The following is a 20,454-nucleotide window of genomic DNA, read 5'->3' as shown; positions in this document are numbered from 1 at the left end:
AATCTTATTAATTGTTCAAGAAAAATCATTCTTCTTCAAACGAAGGTTTGTTGAAGATTGAAAAGATAAAGGGCCATGCAAATAAGTCCAAACGGGTGGCTTTATAAAAGGTAATCGTTCACTTTCTCTTTCATCCAAACGAAACTGGCGATAAATGTGTGCCATAGGAGAAGAAAGGGCTGCCTTATTGCCTAAAGGACGATCAATAATTGCAATAGGAAGCATTGAGACAATATCACGCCATCGATACCAATGATGTATCGTTGTAAAACTATCTGCCCCTATAATCCATACAAAATTTACACCACTGTGATGGGTCAGAATATGAAAAATCGTATTGATTGATACTTTGCTTCCTATAGCCTGCTCAAAACCTGTTAAGCGAATTTTCGGATGATCAATAAGCTTAAAACTTAATCGCATTCTCTCCTCTAAAGAGAGCAACTGTGTACAATCCTTTAAAGGATTTCCTGGACTAACCATCCACCATAACTGATCAAGATGTAAACGCTGAATAGCAACTTTTGCGACAAGAAGATGCCCCGCATGCGGCGGATTAAAAGAACCACCAAAAAGACCCACAACATTGGATCTTTCAACATGTGGCATACGATCTTTCCATGGAAAAAATGGTTTTTTCAAGCTCTAACCTGACCATTTCCTCTAACATGATATTGAAATGATGTTAGTTGTTCAACACCTATGGGACCACGTGCATGCATTTTTCCTGTTGCGATACCAATTTCCATTCCAAAACCAAATTCACCTCCATCTGCAAATTGTGTGGACGCATTGTGCAATAAAATAGCTGAATCCAAATGATTAAAAAAATTCTTCACCACTTCCATATCCTCAGCAATAATCGATTCCGTATGTCCTGAGGAATAACGCTTAATATGAGCAATGGCTCCCTCAACTCCCTCAACCGTTTTAACAGAAAGAATAGCATCAAGATATTCATGTGACCAGTCTTCTTCAGAGGCTAGTTTTATATCTGGCAGAAGAAACGCAATATCTTCTGTGGCACGGATTTCACACCCCTTCTCCTGTAAAGCAGTCAAAACAGGAAGAAATTTTTTTAATGCCTCGTTGTCAATGAGAACTGTCTCAACAGCACCACATATCCCTGTCCGACGCAACTTCGCATTTAAAACAATATTGCGTGCCATATCTAAATCGGCCGATTGATCAATATAAATATGACAAAGACCCTCTAAATGGGCAAAAATTGGAACACGTGCATCAGACTGAACACGCGCAACAAGACTTTTTCCACCACGTGGCACGATCACATCAATCGCTCCATCCAATCCTTTGAGCATTTCCCCAACAGCAGAACGGTCTGTCGTTTCAACCATTTGAATTGCACTTTTTGGTAAACCAGAGCGCTCTAAACCTTGTACCAATGCACGGTGAAGAGCATGTGAAGAATGAAAACTATCCGAACCACCGCGCAAAATCGCAGCATTGCCCGATTTTAAACACAAAGAACTTGCATCAATTGTAACATTCGGGCGACTCTCATAAATAATGCCAATCACACCAAGAGGTGTCCGTACACGACTGATATGAAGCCCATTGGGGCGTGTCCACGCACTCATGACCTGCCCAACAGGATCAGATAAACGAACAACTTGGCGAACACTATCTATCATTGCAGCCAAACGCAATTCATCTAATTTGAGCCGATCAACCATAGCGGCTTTCAAATTATTCTTAGTAGCCTTCTCTAAATCCAAACAATTTGCCCGTAAAATTTCATCTGAGTGAGCCTCTAGGCTTAAAGCGATCATTTCTAATGCATTGTTCTTTTGCTCAGAAGAAGCAACAGCCAACGCTGCAGCGGCAAAGCGTGCTTTTTGCCCCATATCCTTCATTTGTTCTTCTAAAGTCATCGTATCATTCACTCTATTAAAACAATAAAACAAAAGTAACTTTTTTAAACAGAATTGGTCAAGCAGCGTAAAATCATATCATTACGATGCACCATAGCAGAGCGTGCCTCATATCCAAGAATAGATTCTATTTCTTCGCTTTTACGTCCTATAATGCGTACAGCTTCATCTTTGCCATAACTTACAAGTCCACGCGCAATCTCAACCCCATTTGTATCAACAATGGCAACCGTATCCCCACGATGAAAATTTCCCTCAACGGCAATAACCCCTGCTGCTAATAATGATTTTCCTGTTTCAAGAGCCTTAATGGCTCCTTGATCAATCGTCAAAATACCAGACGGATCTAAATGACCAGAAATCCACGTTTTCCAAGCACTAACAGATTTCTCCCCAGCCGCAAAAAAACTCTTGCGTTCACCTTTGTCAATCGCTGCAAGGGGATTCATACGTTTGCCTGAAGTAATAATCATCGCCGTTCCAGCAGCATTCGCTATCTTTCCTGCATCAAGCTTGGTCTTCATTCCTCCCCGTGAAAACTCTGAAGCAGCAACATCTGCCATTTTCTCGATATCATGTGTAATGGACGCTACAAAAGGTATAAATTCAGCCGTTGGATCGCAATGGGGAGACTTTGTATAAAGACCATCAATATCAGATAAAAGTATTAAAAGATCTGCCCCCATCATTGTTGCCACACGTGCAGCTAAGCGATCATTATCACCATAACGAATTTCATTTGTCGCAACAGTATCATTCTCATTAATAACGGGCACTGCTCCAAAACGTAAAAGTACATTAATCGTCGCACGTGCATTGAGATAACGTCTTCGCTCTTCCGTATCAAATAAAGTGAGTAAAATCTGGCCTGTTTTGAGCCCATGTTGTGCAAGCGCATCACCATAGGTTTTTGCTAATTCAATTTGTCCCAAAGCAGCACATGCCTGACTTTCTTCCAATTTCAAAGCTCCCTTAGGAAGCTGTAGTAATGTTCTTCCTAAAGCAATAGCGCCTGAAGACACCAATAATATCTCTACACCTTTTTTATGCAATTCAACAACATCATTAATCAAGCTTTTAAGCCATTCAACGCGTAAACCTGTCTGAGGATCAACCAAAAGTGCAGATCCAATTTTGACCACGATACGTTTATAGTGTGTGAGTTTTTGCAATCCAATAGCCATCTCAATCAATCCTGCTATCTCCACCGTTCTCCTCTTTGCGTGACATTTCAATAATATGTGCACCAGCACGCAGCACATTTTCTAAACCTTCGCGGCTAACCGCAGAAAACATCATAACAGGTTGCCCCGTTACTCTTCGCAAAGATTCCTGTTTTGTTTTACGCTCTTCAATCGTGAGCGTATCTATCTGGCTTAAAGCAACAATTTCAGTCTTATCACTTAGATTATTTCCATACGCCTCAAGTTCATGACGCACAATTTGATATGCTTTTGCAACATCTTCTTCTTGAGCAGAAATCAAATGAAGAAGGACACGACAACGTTCCACATGTCCTAAAAAACGGTCTCCAATTCCCACCCCTTCATGGGCTCCTTCAATCAACCCTGGAATATCAGCTAAAACAAATTCACGTCCATCAATTCGTACAACACCAAGATGAGGATGGAGAGTAGTAAAAGGATAATCTGCAACTTTTGGCTTTGCCGCCGTTACAGAAGATAAAAAAGTTGATTTTCCGGCATTAGGTAAACCAACAAGCCCCGCATCAGCAATTAGCTTCAAACGAAGCCATATTGCACGCTCTTCTCCAGCCAAGCCTGGATTTGCACGACGTGGTGCTCGATTTGTCGATGTCGTAAAATGAAGATTGCCAAAACCGCCATTTCCTCCTTTTGCAAGACGATAGCGCTGTCCCACTTCGGTTAAATCACAGATTAAGGTTGTATTATCTTCTTCAAAAATTTGCGTCCCAACCGGAACTTTAAGAATGACATCACCCCCCTTCTCACCCGTCATATTACGCCCCTTGCCATGCCCCCCTGTTTTTGCTTTAAAATGCTGTTGGTAGCGATAATCAATCAGCGTGTTGAGCCCATCAACTACAAGAGCCCAAACATCACCACCCCGTCCTCCATTTCCTCCATCAGGTCCCCCAAATTCTATGAACTTTTCACGGCGAAATGATACTGCTCCAGAACCTCCATTACCAGAACGAATATAAACTTTAGCTTGATCAAGAAATTTCATTGGAAACACTCACTGAGGAATCACTCTCTCTACCTCTATAGGCAATACATTAATTTTACCAGTTTTTCTTCATTGATAACAGAAAAACTATCACTATCGCTGATAACTCTTTGAGAAAAAAATCATCCCATTTAAAGAAGTTAAGTAAAGTTGATTCTTCTTAAAAGAAGCCGCTATTCTTGTATTTTTGTTTTTCCCTTAAATTCAAGCGCTAGAAGGTAAAGCTCCACTGATTCTGATCGGCTTGCAGGTGGTTTAACATGGTAGACTTTTTTAAAATGCTGTTTTAATATTGCGAGAAGAGTGTTTTCTGCCCCTCCTTGAAAAGCCTTTGCTAAAAAATGTCCCCCAGGCTTGAGAACCGAAAGAGCAAAATCAGCTGCAACTTCACATAAATAAATCGTTCTTAAATGATCCGTCTGACGATGACCTGTTGTTGGCGCAGCCATATCAGAAAGAACCACATCCGGTTTTGTCCCTAAAATTTCAATTAATTTCTGCGGTGCCTCTGCATGTAAAAAATCCATTTCCAACAGTGCAACTCTAGGCAATAGATCCACATGCAAATAATCAATACCAACGACACTAGGTTTTTCATCACTTGACCCTACAATACGCTCAGCGACCTGACACCATCCTCCTGGTGCTGCCCCTAGATCAATAACCTTTTGACCTTTTTTCAGAAACTTATAACGTTCATTAATTTCAATGAGTTTATAAGCCGCACGCGAACGATAACCATCTACTCTTGATTGATGAACATAAGGATCATTCAAATGCCTCTCTAACCATCGCCGTGATGAAGCTTTAATGGTTCCAGCTTTCTTTTTTACGCGCTGATATAATGCATGTGACCCTGAACCCCCATAGCCACCCGTTGGGGTTTTTGTTGTTTTTTTCATCGTTATTCATTGTCTCCACATTTAATTGTCTAACGCTTGAAATCTCTGCTCTTTCTACGACGACACCATACACCATCGCGTAACATCAGCTCTATCAAAATTCCTTCTCTTAATCCACGATCAGCAACTCTTAAACGCTGACTTGGCCAAACTTCTCGAATAACATCTAAAATTGCACAACCAGCTAAAACTAGATCTGCTCTCTCTCGCCCAATAAAAGGATTTATGACACGTTTTTCTATATCCCATGACAATAAGCGTTTTGTCATAAGTGTAATGTCTGCATCATCCATCCAAATGCCATCCACTTTTCTCCTATCATAACGCTCTAAATTCAGATACATCCCTGCTAAAGTCGTAACCGTACCAGAGGTTCCCAAAAGATGAAATTTTGATCCTTGCGCTAACGCGCCTAATTTATGACGATCTGAAAAATTATTTAACAACCCTCGCACATAACTTTTCATTTTTTCAAAATCGTCTAAACGAATATTATTCCCTCCAAAACGTTCAGCAAGCGTAACAACACCAACAGGAAGAGAAGTCCAAGCGGTAATTTGTCCCGCTAAACGAAAAGAACGCTTTTGAGAAACATCAAGAAGAACAATTTCTGATGATCCTCCTCCAATATCAAAAAGCACAATTGCCTCAGTATTTGGTTCAACAAGTGTACTACATCCTGTAACAGCAAAACGTGCTTCTGTTTGCCGATCAACAATTTCCAATTCAAGACCTGTCTCATCCAAAACACGCTGAATAAAATGTCTACCATTTTCCGCTGAACGGCAAGCTTCTGTTGCAATCAAACGATATCGCTTAATATGCCTTTGTTTTAGCTTTAAACGACAAATCTTTAAGGCTTCAATCGCACGATCCATAGCTTGTGTATTGAGCAAACCATTATTTATTAAACCTTCTCCCAATCGTACAATACGAGAAAAAGCATCAACAACACGAAAATATCCAGGTTTACTAGGAGATGCGATAAGAAGACGACAATTATTCGTTCCTAAATCAAGCGCCGCATAAAGTGGTGGAGATTTTACTCGAGAGAACCGTCGCAGAAAAGGTGCTTGATGTTTTTTTGTTTTTTGAGCATCTATTATTGTTTGACGATGAAACTCAAAAGCTGTCTCCGATTGAATCAAAACCTGTTTCTGTTCACAGTGTCTTTGTTGTCTCTTTATATCAACAAGGATAGAGCATGCCTCTGTTCGCGACAATGCAAAGCGATTATTTTTATTACTCCCACATTGCTCATACAACCGATTTGCTTTGGTATCGTGTGTTTCTCCTTGCTTTGACTCTTTTGAACCATAATGTAACGGGGTCATCTCTCTTATCCTTTGAGCGTTTCCCCCAATAAATAAACGCGAAAACTCTTCTGCTCATTCCTAAATAAAGCAACAATGCAGCATCAAATGATAAAATACAAGAAACCATTCTCTTTTTTCTTATCATCGAAACTTTCTACGCTCGTATCATTCAGATTTTGTATAATCGTTTGGTTATTACCGTAAAGTCATGCTTCTCTTTATGAACTTAAAAATATAAACTAAACGTTTACATTCACAGAAATTTTGTAAATTATGTTCTTTTATATCATTCACACACAATAACCTCTATTGTAACAAACCAGCACTATCATACTCTTTGCTAACGCTTAAGGCTGCAAAAATCTATACGTTGGCGTGATTTATCAGAAAAAATTTTCTTTTTTCCAATTACATTATCCACACATAAGCTTCATTTATTATATGCAACGAAATAGCTGTGATTATGCTAGAATACAAGCTTCATGATCAGACAAAATACACGGTAGCGTTATCTCATGAATACAAAGAGAAACTATCGTTCAAAAAATTCTCTAGGATTATAAATTTACTTGTTATTATAACATGTCAGTTGAGAAATATTATGCTTAATCAGGCCACGCTAAAAAGCCATATGAAACTTAAAAAAGAGACTATCTTGCTCCTTATTGTAAAAAAGCCATTTTTCCATTTATTTAAAATTGAGTATTTCTAATAACTTTCTATTGCTAAGAACTAACACAATGACTCTCTAAGATTCGTGAAAAACTCTAACCTAACCCTCTATTATATAAAGCATTCATGGTGACTTTAACTTCATAAAACACCCATTTTTTTGAATAAATCATCTTTCCCTTATATTACATAAAACTTCTCACTTATTTCACCTTATAATTTACATTCAAAAATATAACACAACGAATTATGAACAAATGACTCTTGTTAAAAATTCTCGATGCGTTTCTAAGGACGCAAAGAATTAAGTGCTGCGTTTAGCCCTTTAAATGGTACAGTAAAAGAAAATACCTTTCCCTCTTTAAGCTTATAGGAAATACGTACTTTATTATCTTGCTCTATTTGTTTAGTAATAACTGGCCCTACAGGTGATTGTGCCAAACAAACCGTTTCATTACACTGCGTATAATGAATAAGAACAGGTTTTTTTACACCTTTCACAAACATTTGAATCGGAACATTTATATCAGAATTTGGCAATGTTCGAAAAAGCATCACTGCTTGTCCATTTGTCGTAGAAACAAGAGACCAGCTAAAAATGGTATTTCCTTCCTGATCATGAACAGTCTGTGTCACATTACATATACCTTGCTTAAGCTTAAGCTTTTGTTTTTCATCACAAATTAAAGTCCAGTCATAAAACTGCATAATAATTCGACGTGTTTCACCTGGTTCTCCCCTAGGTATCGATAAGTGCGGTGGATGAATTGTATAAATACTATTATTCTCATTAGCAAAGCTTTCGCCCTTGCCTATTAAGGCAAGAGCAAACAGAATCTTCACTAACATACTTCTCTTTTTTATCATAATAATCATTTTTTCTATTATCATCTCAACCTCAGAGTAATCCCAGCGCCTATGCCCCAATGGCCTCCAGCACTTGTAATAGATACATTCGAGCGAATATTTCCATCTTCAGACGTATAACCAGCACCAACAGCAAAGGCAGATTGGCTGCGCCACAAACCACTACCAAATGAGACACTTACAGATCCTGGTATGTCATAGTAACGCAAGTTAGATACCGCCAAACCAATAGCCGCAGCCTGTCTTGCTTCTTTCCGGACATCCTCAACGGCATAATTTAACGTCTCAAACTTCATATCTGTATATGCTTTGGACTCACTAACACCATTGTTGACTATATCAGTAATATGATCATCCGTATACTTCTTCGCATCTTCAAGAACTATCTTCATCTGCTGTTCCGTATAATCATGCAATTGACCGCCATTGATAGCTTCCTTCGAACCACTCTCAATCCGACCTTCCGCTACATTATCTATCAATACAGGATCACTTTCATTACCTCCAACTAACGTAACTTTATTCGTCTTATTGCCATCAGCATCCTTATCGTAGTTAACAGCACCGTTCGTAACCGCACTTTCAACATCCTTAACATGTTGATCTATGCTCTCTACACGGTTTTCAACCGCAGAAACTTTCTGGTTCGTCTCCCAGAGCTGTCCCCCATTCACAACTTCTTTCGAGCCTTCCGATATGTCACCATCCGCTACATGCGTAATCTTACTGTCCTTACCATCATGACGACCATCATAGCCTCCTAACTCTTCGTTCCAACTCAAACTGTTCGACGTAACATTTTCAGCGACATTATTAATCCGATCGTTAATACCTGACAAACTTCCATTAACGCCTTCAAATGCACCGGCTACATTATCATAGCTCTTACTCTCTGAAGAACTGCCATCACTCTTGAACTGCGTTATTTGGAATTCAGGTGCTGTCCATTGTCCTCCCTGATAACGCGCTCCACCGCCTAAATAAGCCGCTAACGTCTGATTCAAATGATACAACTGGTTACCCGTAATCGCTTCTGTCGAACCCGCAGAAATATCTCCATCAACAAGATGGCTAAGCTTACTATTGTGCTTCTCTGAACCTTTGCCATGAAGTGCAACAAAGGATTCATCCGCATCACTCCACAACAACGCATTCTGCTCAACAGTCTCTGAAAGCTCATGGTGAAGCTTCGTGAATGATTGATTCACACCCGCAAAAGCTGCAGCAACATTATTATAACTCGTTTCTTCAGAACTTCCATCCTCGTTAAAGCTCAATATCTTAAAGCTTGGAGAAATCCATTGACCATTCTCAAACTTAGCTCCGCCACCAAAATAGCTCGCAAGCGTCTGATTCATCGAATATAGCTGTGATCCATTTACGGCTTCTGTTGAATCTGCTGAAAGGGTCCCTGCCTTTACACCAGAGAGACTACGTACTGCACCATCACTATTGGCTATGGTGATTTCTGTTCCCTCTTTTTCTGCACCAATCTTGATGACCTTACTCTCTTCATCCTGCTTAACAAGACTATCACTAACAACTTGGCTGATTTCATTCTTAAGCTCATTATGAAGATTGCTGAAAGATGTACCAACACTCGCAAAGGCTTTCGCTACATCATCATAGCTCTGCTCTTCAACCTTGCTACCATCAGCACTCACAGTATTAACCTTAAAGCTTGGAGAAATCCACTGACCATTCTCAAACTTAGCACCACCACCAAAATAGCTCGCAAGTGTATTGTTCATCGAATATAGCTGTGATCCATTCACCGCATCCGTGGAGTTTGCAGTAATATCTCCATTCGCAAGAGACGTGATCTTGCTATTCTTCTTCTCAGCATCAGTGCCATGGGTCGCTACAAATGCCTCTTTATCTTCACTCCATAACAACGCATCACCCTTAACTTCCTCAGTAATATCCGTGATTTGTTGAGTAAAGTCTTGCACAACATTCGTGAGATGATTGTTCACATTCTTGATATTCGTATCAAGACCAGTAAACGCAGAACCTACATCTTTAAACTCTGCCTGATGCGCTTCTCCCTTTTCATCAACCTGAGATAACTTATAGGTTGGACCTGTAAAGGTACCATCTTTAAAGGCTGTATCCCCACCTAAAAACTTAGCAACATCTTGAGAGATCGTGTTAATCTGACCGCCTGTAACCGCATCATGCGAATTCTCAGCAATTTGACCATCAGCAACATTATGCAATGCAACAGGGGCTGCATTCGAGCCTTTTCCTAGAGTTACACTCGTATAATCAGTCTCACCATTTTCCTTCTTATCGTAAAGAACAACCGCTGAATCATCTGATTGAAGACTGTTAGAAAGCTGCTCCAAACTTTGATCAAGCTGAGCTTTATTAACCGCTTCATTATCATTTTCTGCTGCCTTAACACCAGAAAGTGTACGATCCCCTTGATCCTTGTTGGCAATATTGATTTCACTGCCTGCTACTTCTTTACCAATGTTGATGAGGTTCGTTGTAGCATCCTGCTTAACAAGATTATCACTAACAACTTGGCTAATCTGATTGTTGATATTCGTAACAGCATTCGTCATCTCATTATGAAGATTGCTGAAAGATGTACCAACACTCGCAAAGGCTTTCGCTACATCATCATAGCTCTGCTCTTCAACCTTGCTACCATCAGCACTCACAGTATTAACCTTAAAGCTTGGAGAAATCCACTGACCATTCTCAAACTTAGCACCACCACCAAAATAGCTCGCAAGTGTATTGTTCATCGAATATAGCTGTGATCCATTCACCGCATCCGTGGAGTTTGCAGTAATATCTCCATTCGCAAGAGACGTGATCTTGCTAGAGGTTCTTTCTTTGCCTTCTCCATGCTGAGCGCTAAAGGCTTTCTCAGATTCACTCCATAACAACGCATTCTGCTTAATATTTTCACTAACCTCATTCGTATTCTTTGAAATCTCTTCATGAAGCTGTGTGAATGAACGATCAACACCACTAAATGCTTCCGCTACACTCTGATAACTCTTATCCTGAACCGTATAAGTCGGTGCAACACCTTTTAATACATCGGCTCCACCTCCTAAGTACTTCGAAGTATTCTCAGAAACTGTTTTAAGATCATTCCTTACTGTCGTAACATTCTGATTGGTCGCAAAAAGCTGACTACCATTGACTGCGTCTGTCGATGTTTCGGTGAGCGCTCCTGCTTTTACACCTGTGAGGCTCCGTGACGCTCCATCAGTATTCGCAAACGTAACTTCAGTTCCGCTCTTTTCACCTCCAACTGCAATAACATGGGTCTGCTCATCTTGCTTAACAAGACTGTCTCCTACAACTTGGTTAATCTCATTCTTAAGCTCTTTATGAATATTCGTGAAAGAACTTCCTACTCCAGCAAACGCTTCCGCTACTGTGTTATAGCTCTGCTCTTCAACCTTGCTACCATCAGAACTTACTGTATGAACCTTGAAGCTTGGAGCTGCCCATTTGCCTTCTTTATATTCAGCTCCACCACCTAAATAGCCCGCTAACGTATTATTCATCGAATAAAGCTGAGAGCCATTCACGGCATCGGTTGATGCTTCTGTAAGCGATCCGGCTTTCACGCCCGTAAGGGTCCGAGCGGCATCACCACTGTTGGCAATGTTAATGCTGGTACCACCTTTTTCCGCACCGATCTTGATCACCTTGCTCTCAGCATCCTGCTTAACAAGACTATCACTCACAACATTGTTAATATGATTGTTAATATCCGTAACGGCATTCGTCACTTCATTATGAAGATTCGTGAAAGAACTTCCTACTCCTTCAAAAGCTGCTGCAACACTATCATAGCTCTTCTCTTCAACCTTATCGCCAGCAGTATTCACTGTATTAACTGTGAAGCTTGGAGCTACCCAGCTGCCTTCTTTGTATTCAGCTCCACCACCCAAATAGCTCGCCAATGTATTGTTCATCGAATAAAGTTGGGAACCATTAACCGCATCCGTAGAGCCCTTAGTAACATTACCATCCAAAATGTGGGTAATCTTGCTTGCTGTTCTGTCTTTGCCTTCTCCATGTTGCGCACTAAAGGCATTGTCATCTTGGCTCCATGATAAAGAATCTTGGGCAACTCCCTCTGAGACTTCCTTAATTCGATCATTCACATTCTTGATATTCGTATCAAGACCTGCAAATGCTGAACCTACATCTTTAAACTCTGTCGATTTTACCTGACCATGTGTATCAACACTCGATAATTTATAGCTTGGTCCTGTAAAGACACCTTTCTCAAAACTTGTATCTCCACCTAAAAACTTAGCAACATCTTGAGAGATCGTGTTAATCTGACCGCCTGTAACCGCATCATGGGATTTGTCAGCAATTTGACCGTCTGCAACATTATGCAATGCAACAGGGGCTGCTTTTTGACCTTTTCCAAGCGTTACATTTGTATAATCTGTCTCACCATTTTCCTTCTTATCGTAAAGAACAACCGCTGAATCATCTGATTGAAGACTGTGAGAAAGTTTCTCCAAACTTTGATCAAGTTGCGCTTTATTAACTGCTTCATTATCTTTCTCTGCTGCCTTAATACCAGAAAGTGTACGATCCTCTCTATCCTTGTTGGCAATATTAACTTCAGTGCCGGCGACTTCTTTACCTATGGTAATCGGATCTGTTTCTTTTGCTTGCTTAACAAGGCTATCACTAACAACTTGGCTAATCTGATTGTTTACCTCATTATGAACATCTGTAATAGAAGTGCTAACACCTGCAAACGCATCCGCAACATTGTGATAGATCTGTTCTTCAGGATGACCATCCTTATTGAACTGCTTAACTTTGAAGTCTGGTGCCGTCCATACTCCATTCTCATATTTCGTACCTCCACCTAAATAGGTCGAAATCATACTGTTCAGAGAATAGAGTTGGTTACCCGTAATAGCATCCGTAGAGCCAGACGCAATATTACCATCCGCAAGAGACGTAATCCTGCTGTTTGCTTTTTTCTCTCCATGCGTTGCTACAAACGCATTATGATCATTGCTCCATAACAACGAATCCTGCGCAACTCCCTCTGAGACTTCCTTAATTCGATCATTCACATTCTTGATATTCTTATCAAGACCAGTAAACGCAGAACCTACATCAGTAAACGTCTTATCCGTTACCTTACCTTCTGTAGAAACATCAGATAATTTATAGGTTGGCTGTGTAAGACCGCCTTCTTTAAAGGATGCTTCACCTCCTAAAAACTTAGCAATACTCTCACCAATGGTATTGATCTGACCGCCCGTGATTGCATCATGGGAACCATTGGCAATCTGACCATCTGCAACATTATGAAGACCAACAGCGGTAGAATTCTTACCCTTACCTAAAGTTACACTCGTATAATCAATTTCATCTTTTTCTTTTTTATCATAATGAACAACCGCTGAATCATCTGATTGAAGATGATTAATCTGGTTGGTTATTTCATTTTTTATATTTGTGAAAGAACTACCGACGCCAGTTAAAGCTTCTGCTACATTCTTATACTCTTGTTCTTCAGATTCACCATTATCCTTAACTGTTTTAACCTTAAAGCTTGGTGCTTTCAAATTGCCTTCCTTATCATAACCAGCGCCACCACCAAAGTACTGTGCAACACTGCTACCCAAAGCATAAAGCTGAGAACCATTTACCGCTTCTGTTGATTTGGCTGAAAGATCACCTCCTTTAACTCCAGAAAGGACACGCTCTATACCATCACTGTTGGCAAAACTTACTTGTGTACCGTTCGTTTCACCACCAACTGATATGACATGTGTCTTTTCATTTTGTTTAACAAGGCTCTCCCCTACAACTTGGTTAATTTTCTCATCCACCTCATTATGAATATTCGTGAATGATTGATTCACACCTTCAAAGGCGTCAGCTACAGTTTTATATTCTTGCTCTGTTGCTTTGCCACTATCATCGAATTTCTTAACCTTAAAGACAGGAGCACTCCATTTGCCTTTCTCATCATAACCTGCTCCTCCACCTAAATAGCTCGCTAACGTATTGCTCATAGAATAAAGCTGTGAACCATTTACCGCTTCTTTTGATTTGGATGAAAGATCTCCTTCTTTAACTCCAGAAAGAACCCGTTCTGTACCATCAGTATTGGCAAAACTTACTTGAGTACCATTCGTTTCACCACCAACCGATATGACATGTGTCTTCTCATCTTGCTTAACTAGGCTGTCCCCTACAACTTGGTTAATTTTCTCATCCACCTCATTATGAATATTCGTGAATGATTGATTTACACCTTCAAAGGCGTCAGCTACAGTTTTATATTCTTGCTCTGTTGCTTTGCCACTATCATCGAACTTCTTAACCTTAAAGACAGGAGAACTCCACTTGCCTTTCTCATCATAGCCTGCTCCACCGCCAAAATATTTTGCAAACTGATCCTGTAAGGAATAAAGCTGAGAACCATTAACCGCATCCGTGGAATCCACAGTCACGTCTCCAGCCTTAAGGTGTGTAATTTTGCGATCTGCCTTTTCATCACCTTCGCCATGCTGTGCACTAAAGGCTTTGTCAGTATTGCTCCACAATAAAGCATCACCTTGAACGTGTTGTGTAACATTTGTTATGTTTTCAGTCAGTTCGTTAAACTTGTTCGTTAGATTATTATTTACTTCATTGATGTTTGTATCAAGCTGAGCTTTGTTAACAGCTTCATTATCATTGACTGCTGCCTTAACACCTGAAAGAGTGCGATCTGCTTTATCTTTGTTGGCAATATTGATTGCACCACCCTCTTTTTCTGCACCTATCTTGATAAGACCTGTCTCATCCTGCTTGACAAGACTATCACTAATAATACTGGTGATTTGGTTATTCACCTCATTATGAACATCTGTAATAGAAGTGCTAATACCTGCAAATGCATCCGCTACATTATCATAGGCAATTTCTTCAACTTCATTACTATCCTTTTTAACTGTTTTGACTTTAAAGGTAGGCGCTTTCCAGTTGCCTTCTGTATCATAGCCGGCGCCACCACCAAAATAGGTCGCAAACTTTTCGTTCATCGAATAGAGTTGTTTGCCCGTTATGGCATCCGTTGAATCTTTTGAAATAGTTCCATCTAAAAGATGTGTAAGCTTACTATTTTTCTTTTCATCATCTTTGCCATGATCAGCAACAAAAGCATTAGCTTCTTTGCTCCATAATAAGGCATCGCCTTGAACTTGTTGCGTAATATTCGTTATGTTTTGAGTAAAATCGTTGAATTTATTCGTTATATCGTTGGTAATTTTGTTTTGAACATTCGTGATAGAAGTACCAACGCCTTCAAAAGCTTCCTCTACATTTTTATAAGCCTTATTTTCTTCCTTGCCATCATTAGTTACAGTTTTAACTGTAAAAGTTGGATCGATCCAACTGCCATCTTTATAACCAGCTCCACCGCCTAAGTAAGCAGCAACCTTATTATTTGTTTCGAAAAGCTGTGAACCATTAATAGCTTCTGTTGAAGCTGCAGAAATTTCTCCAGCAGCAAGAAATTTAACTTTACTATTCGTTTTTTGACCTTCTTTTTCATGCTGAGCGACAAAAGCATTATCTTCATTGCTCCATAGCAAAGCATCGCCTTTAACTTCTTTGTTAATGTTGTCTACTTTTTTATTAAAGTCTTCAACAATGTTCGTCAGATGATTGTTTACATTTGTGAAATTTGCATCAATCCCTGCAAAGGCTGAACCAACATCATTATATGTCTTGTTTTCAACTTTCTTACCATCTTCACTGAAAGTTTGCAGCGTAAAGCTTGGAGCTGTCCAGTTTCCATCCTTATACTCAGCTCCACCACCTAAGTAAGTAGCAACCTTATTATTTGTCTCGAAAAGCTGCGAACCATTAATAGCTTCCGTCGAGTCTTTCGTAATATCTCCGGTAGCAAGGAATTTAATTTTGCTATTGGTTTTTTCTTCTTCGCCATGTTGCGCACTAAAGGCATTGACATCCTTGCTCCATGATAAAGAATCCTGTGCAACGCCTTCTGATACTTCTTTAATACGTTGATTCACATTCTTGATATTTGTATCAAGTCCTGCAAAAGCCGTTCCAACACCTTGATAAGAGCTCTTGGTTACTTTTCCATCTGTAGCAACGTAAGATAATTTATAAGTTGGACCTGTAAAGGCTCCATTATTAAAAGCTGCATTTCCACCCAAGGATTTCGCTATATCTTCGCCGATTTTGTTAATCTGACCACCATTGATTGCATCATGGGATTCTGAAGAAATCGCACCATCAGCAATATTGTGAAGCGCTGTGAGGGTCTTCTCTTTACCACCAAAAGTTACACTCGCATAATTAATGGTGCCATCTTCTTGTTTATCATAATGCACAACTGCAGAATCATCTGACTGAAGATCCTTAGAAAGACCTTTCAAACTGTCTTCGAGTTGTTTTTTATTAACTGCTTCATTATCATTGACTGCTGCCTTAACACCTGAAAGGGTACGTGCCTCATCCATGTTGTTGGCAATATTAATTTCATCGCCTACTACTTCTTTACCAATGGTAATATGTTTCGTTACAGAATCTTGTTTTACAAAACTATTGGCCGCCACTTGCTTTTCGACTTCTTGAACCTGTTTTTGTATTTGTTCTTGGACTTCTTGCTTGGTTTTATTTAATTGTCCAAAATTCACTGCATCGGTCTCGTTAGTAGCCTCTAATACTCCTGTGATCTTTTTACCACCAGCATGAATACCATCAGTCGTTATTTGAGGACCGTCCGTAATTTTCAAGCCCGTTGTATCTAAAGTATTCGTACCAGTTGTTACGCTACCCAGTGTAATGTTCTTTGCGAGATCAAATTTTACCTTATTGTCACCCTCACCTTTTGTGATTTCGAAATTTTTACTTCCAGCTGCAAAATCTACTGCATCATCTATCCCTACAGCTTTAGCATTTTTACCGTCAACAGACAGTTTCCAGCCTTGATCCACATATTTTCTCAAGTACTTCAACTGTGCAACATTCACCGCATCGGTATCTTCACTACCCGCTGCTATTCCTGTAATTTGCCGCGATTGCATTATAGAATTATCACCAAAACTAACGGCACCTAATGTACTTTTCCATTCATAACTTATTGTATCTGTTGTACTATCTGAAAAAGGGTCATAACCACCTTTAGCACCACTAATATCCGCTACAGAATACGCTCCTATAGCAATTCCTCCATTCACTTTTGCTTGCGAGTTCACCCCCAAAGCTATAGTGTTAGGAGCAGATGCAGATGTAGATGCCCCAGAGCCTATAGCAACTGAAGATTTCCCATCAGCTATAGCATCTTTAAAATCACGGCTAGCCGTATTAATTTTCCATCCTTTGGCCAATTCTTTTAGCTGTGCAAAATTTACAGCGTCGGTGCTTTTAGTACCAGCTTTTACACCAGAAAGGATTCGTGCCTTGTCCTCTCTATTGGTAATATTGATTTCATTGCCTGATACTTCTTTACCAATCGTGATGAGATTTGTTTCTTTATCTTTCTTAATAAGGCTATCACCTTGTACATTGGTAATCGCATTATTAATCTGATTGGTAATCTCCTTGGTAAATTTATTCTGAACGTTTGTAAAAGAAGTACCAACACCTTCAAAAGCAGCTGCGACATTCTTATAAGTCTTCTCTTCTTCCTCACCCTTTCCGTTAACAGTTTTCACTGTAAAAGTTGGCGCACTCCATTTGCCATCTTTATATCCAGCACCGCCACCGAAAGACTTCGCAACATTGTCACCTAAAGTATAAAGCTGGGAGCCATTGATTGCATCGGTAGAGGTAGCGTTAATATCACCTTGTGAGAGAAAGGTGATCTTGCTTGCAGTTTTTGCTTTACCTTCTTCATCTCCTGCCTTTTTATGCTTAGCTACAAAAGCTTCGGCATCATCACTCCATAACAAGGAATCGTCCTGAGCCGTTTTGACGACATCTGCTACTTTTTTATCAAAATGGTTGAGAACATTTTCAAAGCTTTGACCAATTCCTTCAAGTGCAGACGCAACAGTTTGATAGTTATCTTTGGTTATATTTCCATCAGCGTCAACACCATTAGAAGAGTAAGCGCCGCTTATAAAAATCCCATTTTCATTGATATATACATTATTACTACCAAGAGTCGCAGCAATCGAATTAGCAAGAGTGTAAAGCTGGGAGCCATTGATTACATCTTTTGAACTTGGAGAAATTTTTCCATCTGCAACAGCTGTGATTATTTTTTCTCCGGCATTAATACCATCAGTCGTTATTTGCGGACCATTCGCAATTTTGAAACCTGTTGCATCTAGAGTATTAGATCCTAGTGTTATCTTATTAAGTGTAATATCCTTCGCGAGATCAAATTTTACCTTATTGTCGCCCTCACCTTTGGTAATTTCAAAATTTTTACTTCCAGCTGCAAAATCTACCGTATCATCTATTCCCACAACCTTAGCATTTTTACCGTCAACAGATAGTTTCCAACCTTTGTCTACATAGGTTTGTAATGACTTTAGCTGCGCAACATTCACTGCATCAGTATTCGCACTACCCGCCGCGACTCCTCCAATTTGTCGTGTTTTGCCATTAGTAATATCACCAACACTCACGGCACCATAAGTACTTTTCCATGTAAAATGAGTACTTGTTGCTTGCCCTTTCAAAGAAGGAGCATAACCCGCAACACCAGCAGCAACATTTGCTATAGAATCAGCACCTAAAGCAATAGCATGATCTGTATTTGCTCTCGAATAAAACCCTATAGAAACTGCGTCTTTTTCTGTTGCATAGGCACGATGACCAACTGCCGTTGAACCATACCCAAAAGCTTTAGAAATAGCACCTACAGCTGTTGAATAATCACCCTTGGCGGTTGTATAATCTTCCTTGCCACTTGCATTATATTCGGAACCGATTGCAGTACTGCTTTTCCCCAAAGCATGTGCCATATGGCCTATGGCTATGCCGTCTTCTCTTGCCACCTGTGCCTGAGGACCAAAAGCTATAGCGTAATTTCCATTCACTTGTGTATTAGAACCTACAGCTATAGATGCCATATTATTCGTCTTAGCACGACGTCCAATAGCAATAGATTCTTCACCACCTGCTATTGTACGCGCCCCCGGAGGAAGTGGCTTGCCAATTATCCTACCTTCGCCACCTATTGCAATACTGCCTTTACCTACACTATGAGCCAAATGGCCAACCGCAACAGAAAATTCTTTTTCTGTCTCCGAACCATAACCAACTGCAACAGAGTCCACAGATTTTACTTTTACATCTATACCAACAGCAACAACATCAGTATCTACACCATTTATATGGGGAATTGTCCCATTACCAACCACAACACTTGTTCCATCTGTGTTGCGTGGCAATCCCGCATTACGCGGCATTCTCGTGATTAAATTATTTCGCGAAAAATCAGATACATCAATGACCTCTGTATCTTTATTATTATCTACAAAAGGCTGTGAACTGATAAGAGATTTCTTATATTGCTCCTCGGAATCTAATGTTTTTTCCGTTAGATTTGTACTCTCTGCTACCGAAACATTCACTTTTTCTGCTTTTACTGTATTCAGCGCCGTGAGATTATTTGCCTTGGATAAATGAGAACCATGAGAATTGCTACGACTATCATAAGCAGAAACAATCGTTTTATCCTTACCTTGAGAATAAACTGCTGTTGCTTTCTCTATACTTTGAAGGACTTGTTCTATTATATCAAAACTTTTCGCATAAACAGGTGAACTATTTGATAAAAATGTAGCTGCTGCGGCTAATGAAAGTGCTTTAACAAAAGAAAAACGAGAAACTTTGAAATGACTCGCTCTTTGTGTGGCATATAATTTTTTCATAACAAACTCTCCAATGAAAAAATCTGAAAACACATCCAAAACATAAAAAAGACATATTTTTCTGTTAGCCACTCGGTTGGATATAATTGGAAGTTGAGAGTGCCTCTTTGAATAAAGACGTTTTGAGTGTTTTGTGTGTGCTTTCTGTAATGAAGTCTAAATGAGAAGTTTGGGAAATATGTTTATAAAAACATAAAAAGGTACATTTAGATTCTAATAAAATTTAGGTTACGGTTTACTTTATGCAGTTGAAAGGAAATCTTTGAGGTTTTTAGATATTAAAAGCATTTTATTTATTAAATATTCAGTTGTTTCATGAAAATTAACAGGAGTAGTTTTATTGTTGTTTATTTTTTTTCATTAAGGAGCGCTATTTATTTAGTCTTTAGATCAATAAAAAGCCATAATATTAAAAAGAATTTAAATTCCTTAATAAAACTTATCTAGCTATTCTGTTGTTTTGTTAAATATAATGCAGCGATGTAAGTCTGGTTTTTTAATGTGTTCCAATTCTTGCGCATTACTTATCCTCCCCCTTTGAATTGTTATTTCGATCAAAATGAGTCTTACTAATGTACTTTATGTAGCCCTAAACCCCCTACAATAAAATAGCAACATAAAAATAACAATTTTTATCAATTTGAATATTTTTACAGAACTATGTGATCTTTTTTCAACAGTTTAAGTAAAAATTTCTAGAAAAATTTTGAGAGTTTATAAATAAATT

Annotated in this window: 8 protein-coding genes; all 8 read right to left on the bottom strand. The window is 39.3% G+C overall.

Features of this window, described 5'->3' with window-relative positions:
- Positions 1–15 precede the first annotated feature (15 nt).
- Positions 16–609 carry a nicotinate-nucleotide adenylyltransferase gene (locus D1093_RS02140; RefSeq protein WP_120102288.1) on the bottom strand — a complete coding sequence of 198 codons (594 nt, stop codon included), beginning with the start codon at positions 607–609 and terminating at the stop codon, positions 16–18.
- 29 nt (positions 610–638) lie between these two features.
- Positions 639–1,895, bottom strand: coding sequence for a glutamate-5-semialdehyde dehydrogenase (locus D1093_RS02135; RefSeq protein ID WP_120100365.1), 1,257 nt, complete (start codon positions 1,893–1,895; stop codon positions 639–641).
- A 44-nt stretch (positions 1,896–1,939) separates the two neighbouring features.
- Positions 1,940–3,079, bottom strand: a complete 1,140-nt coding sequence (proB, locus tag D1093_RS02130) for a glutamate 5-kinase (protein ID WP_120102286.1) — start codon at positions 3,077–3,079, stop codon at positions 1,940–1,942.
- 1 nt (position 3,080) lies between these two features.
- Complete coding sequence (gene obgE / locus D1093_RS02125; RefSeq protein ID WP_120100363.1) at positions 3,081–4,106, bottom strand: GTPase ObgE; 1,026 nt, start codon at positions 4,104–4,106, stop codon at positions 3,081–3,083.
- Between the two features lie 173 nt (positions 4,107–4,279).
- Positions 4,280–5,008, bottom strand: coding sequence for an RlmE family RNA methyltransferase (locus D1093_RS02120; RefSeq protein ID WP_120100361.1), 729 nt, complete (start codon positions 5,006–5,008; stop codon positions 4,280–4,282).
- A gap of 29 nt (positions 5,009–5,037) precedes the next feature.
- Complete coding sequence (locus tag D1093_RS02115) at positions 5,038–6,342, bottom strand: Ppx/GppA phosphatase family protein (protein WP_120100360.1); 1,305 nt, start codon at positions 6,340–6,342, stop codon at positions 5,038–5,040.
- A gap of 942 nt (positions 6,343–7,284) precedes the next feature.
- On the bottom strand, positions 7,285–7,887 hold the full coding sequence (locus tag D1093_RS02110) for an invasion associated locus B family protein (protein ID WP_120100356.1): 603 nt from the start codon (positions 7,885–7,887) through the stop codon (positions 7,285–7,287).
- Complete coding sequence (locus D1093_RS02105; protein ID WP_150222259.1) at positions 7,884–19,727, bottom strand: Vomp family autotransporter; 11,844 nt, start codon at positions 19,725–19,727, stop codon at positions 7,884–7,886. The genes D1093_RS02110 and D1093_RS02105 overlap by 4 nt, the downstream gene beginning before the upstream one ends.
- Between the last annotated feature and the right edge of the window lie 727 nt (positions 19,728–20,454).

Origin of the sequence: Bartonella kosoyi (assembly GCF_003606325.2) — a bacterium.
Taxonomy (GTDB): Bacteria; Pseudomonadota; Alphaproteobacteria; order Rhizobiales; family Rhizobiaceae; genus Bartonella; species Bartonella kosoyi.
This window is presented reverse-complemented; position numbering and strand designations above follow the sequence as displayed.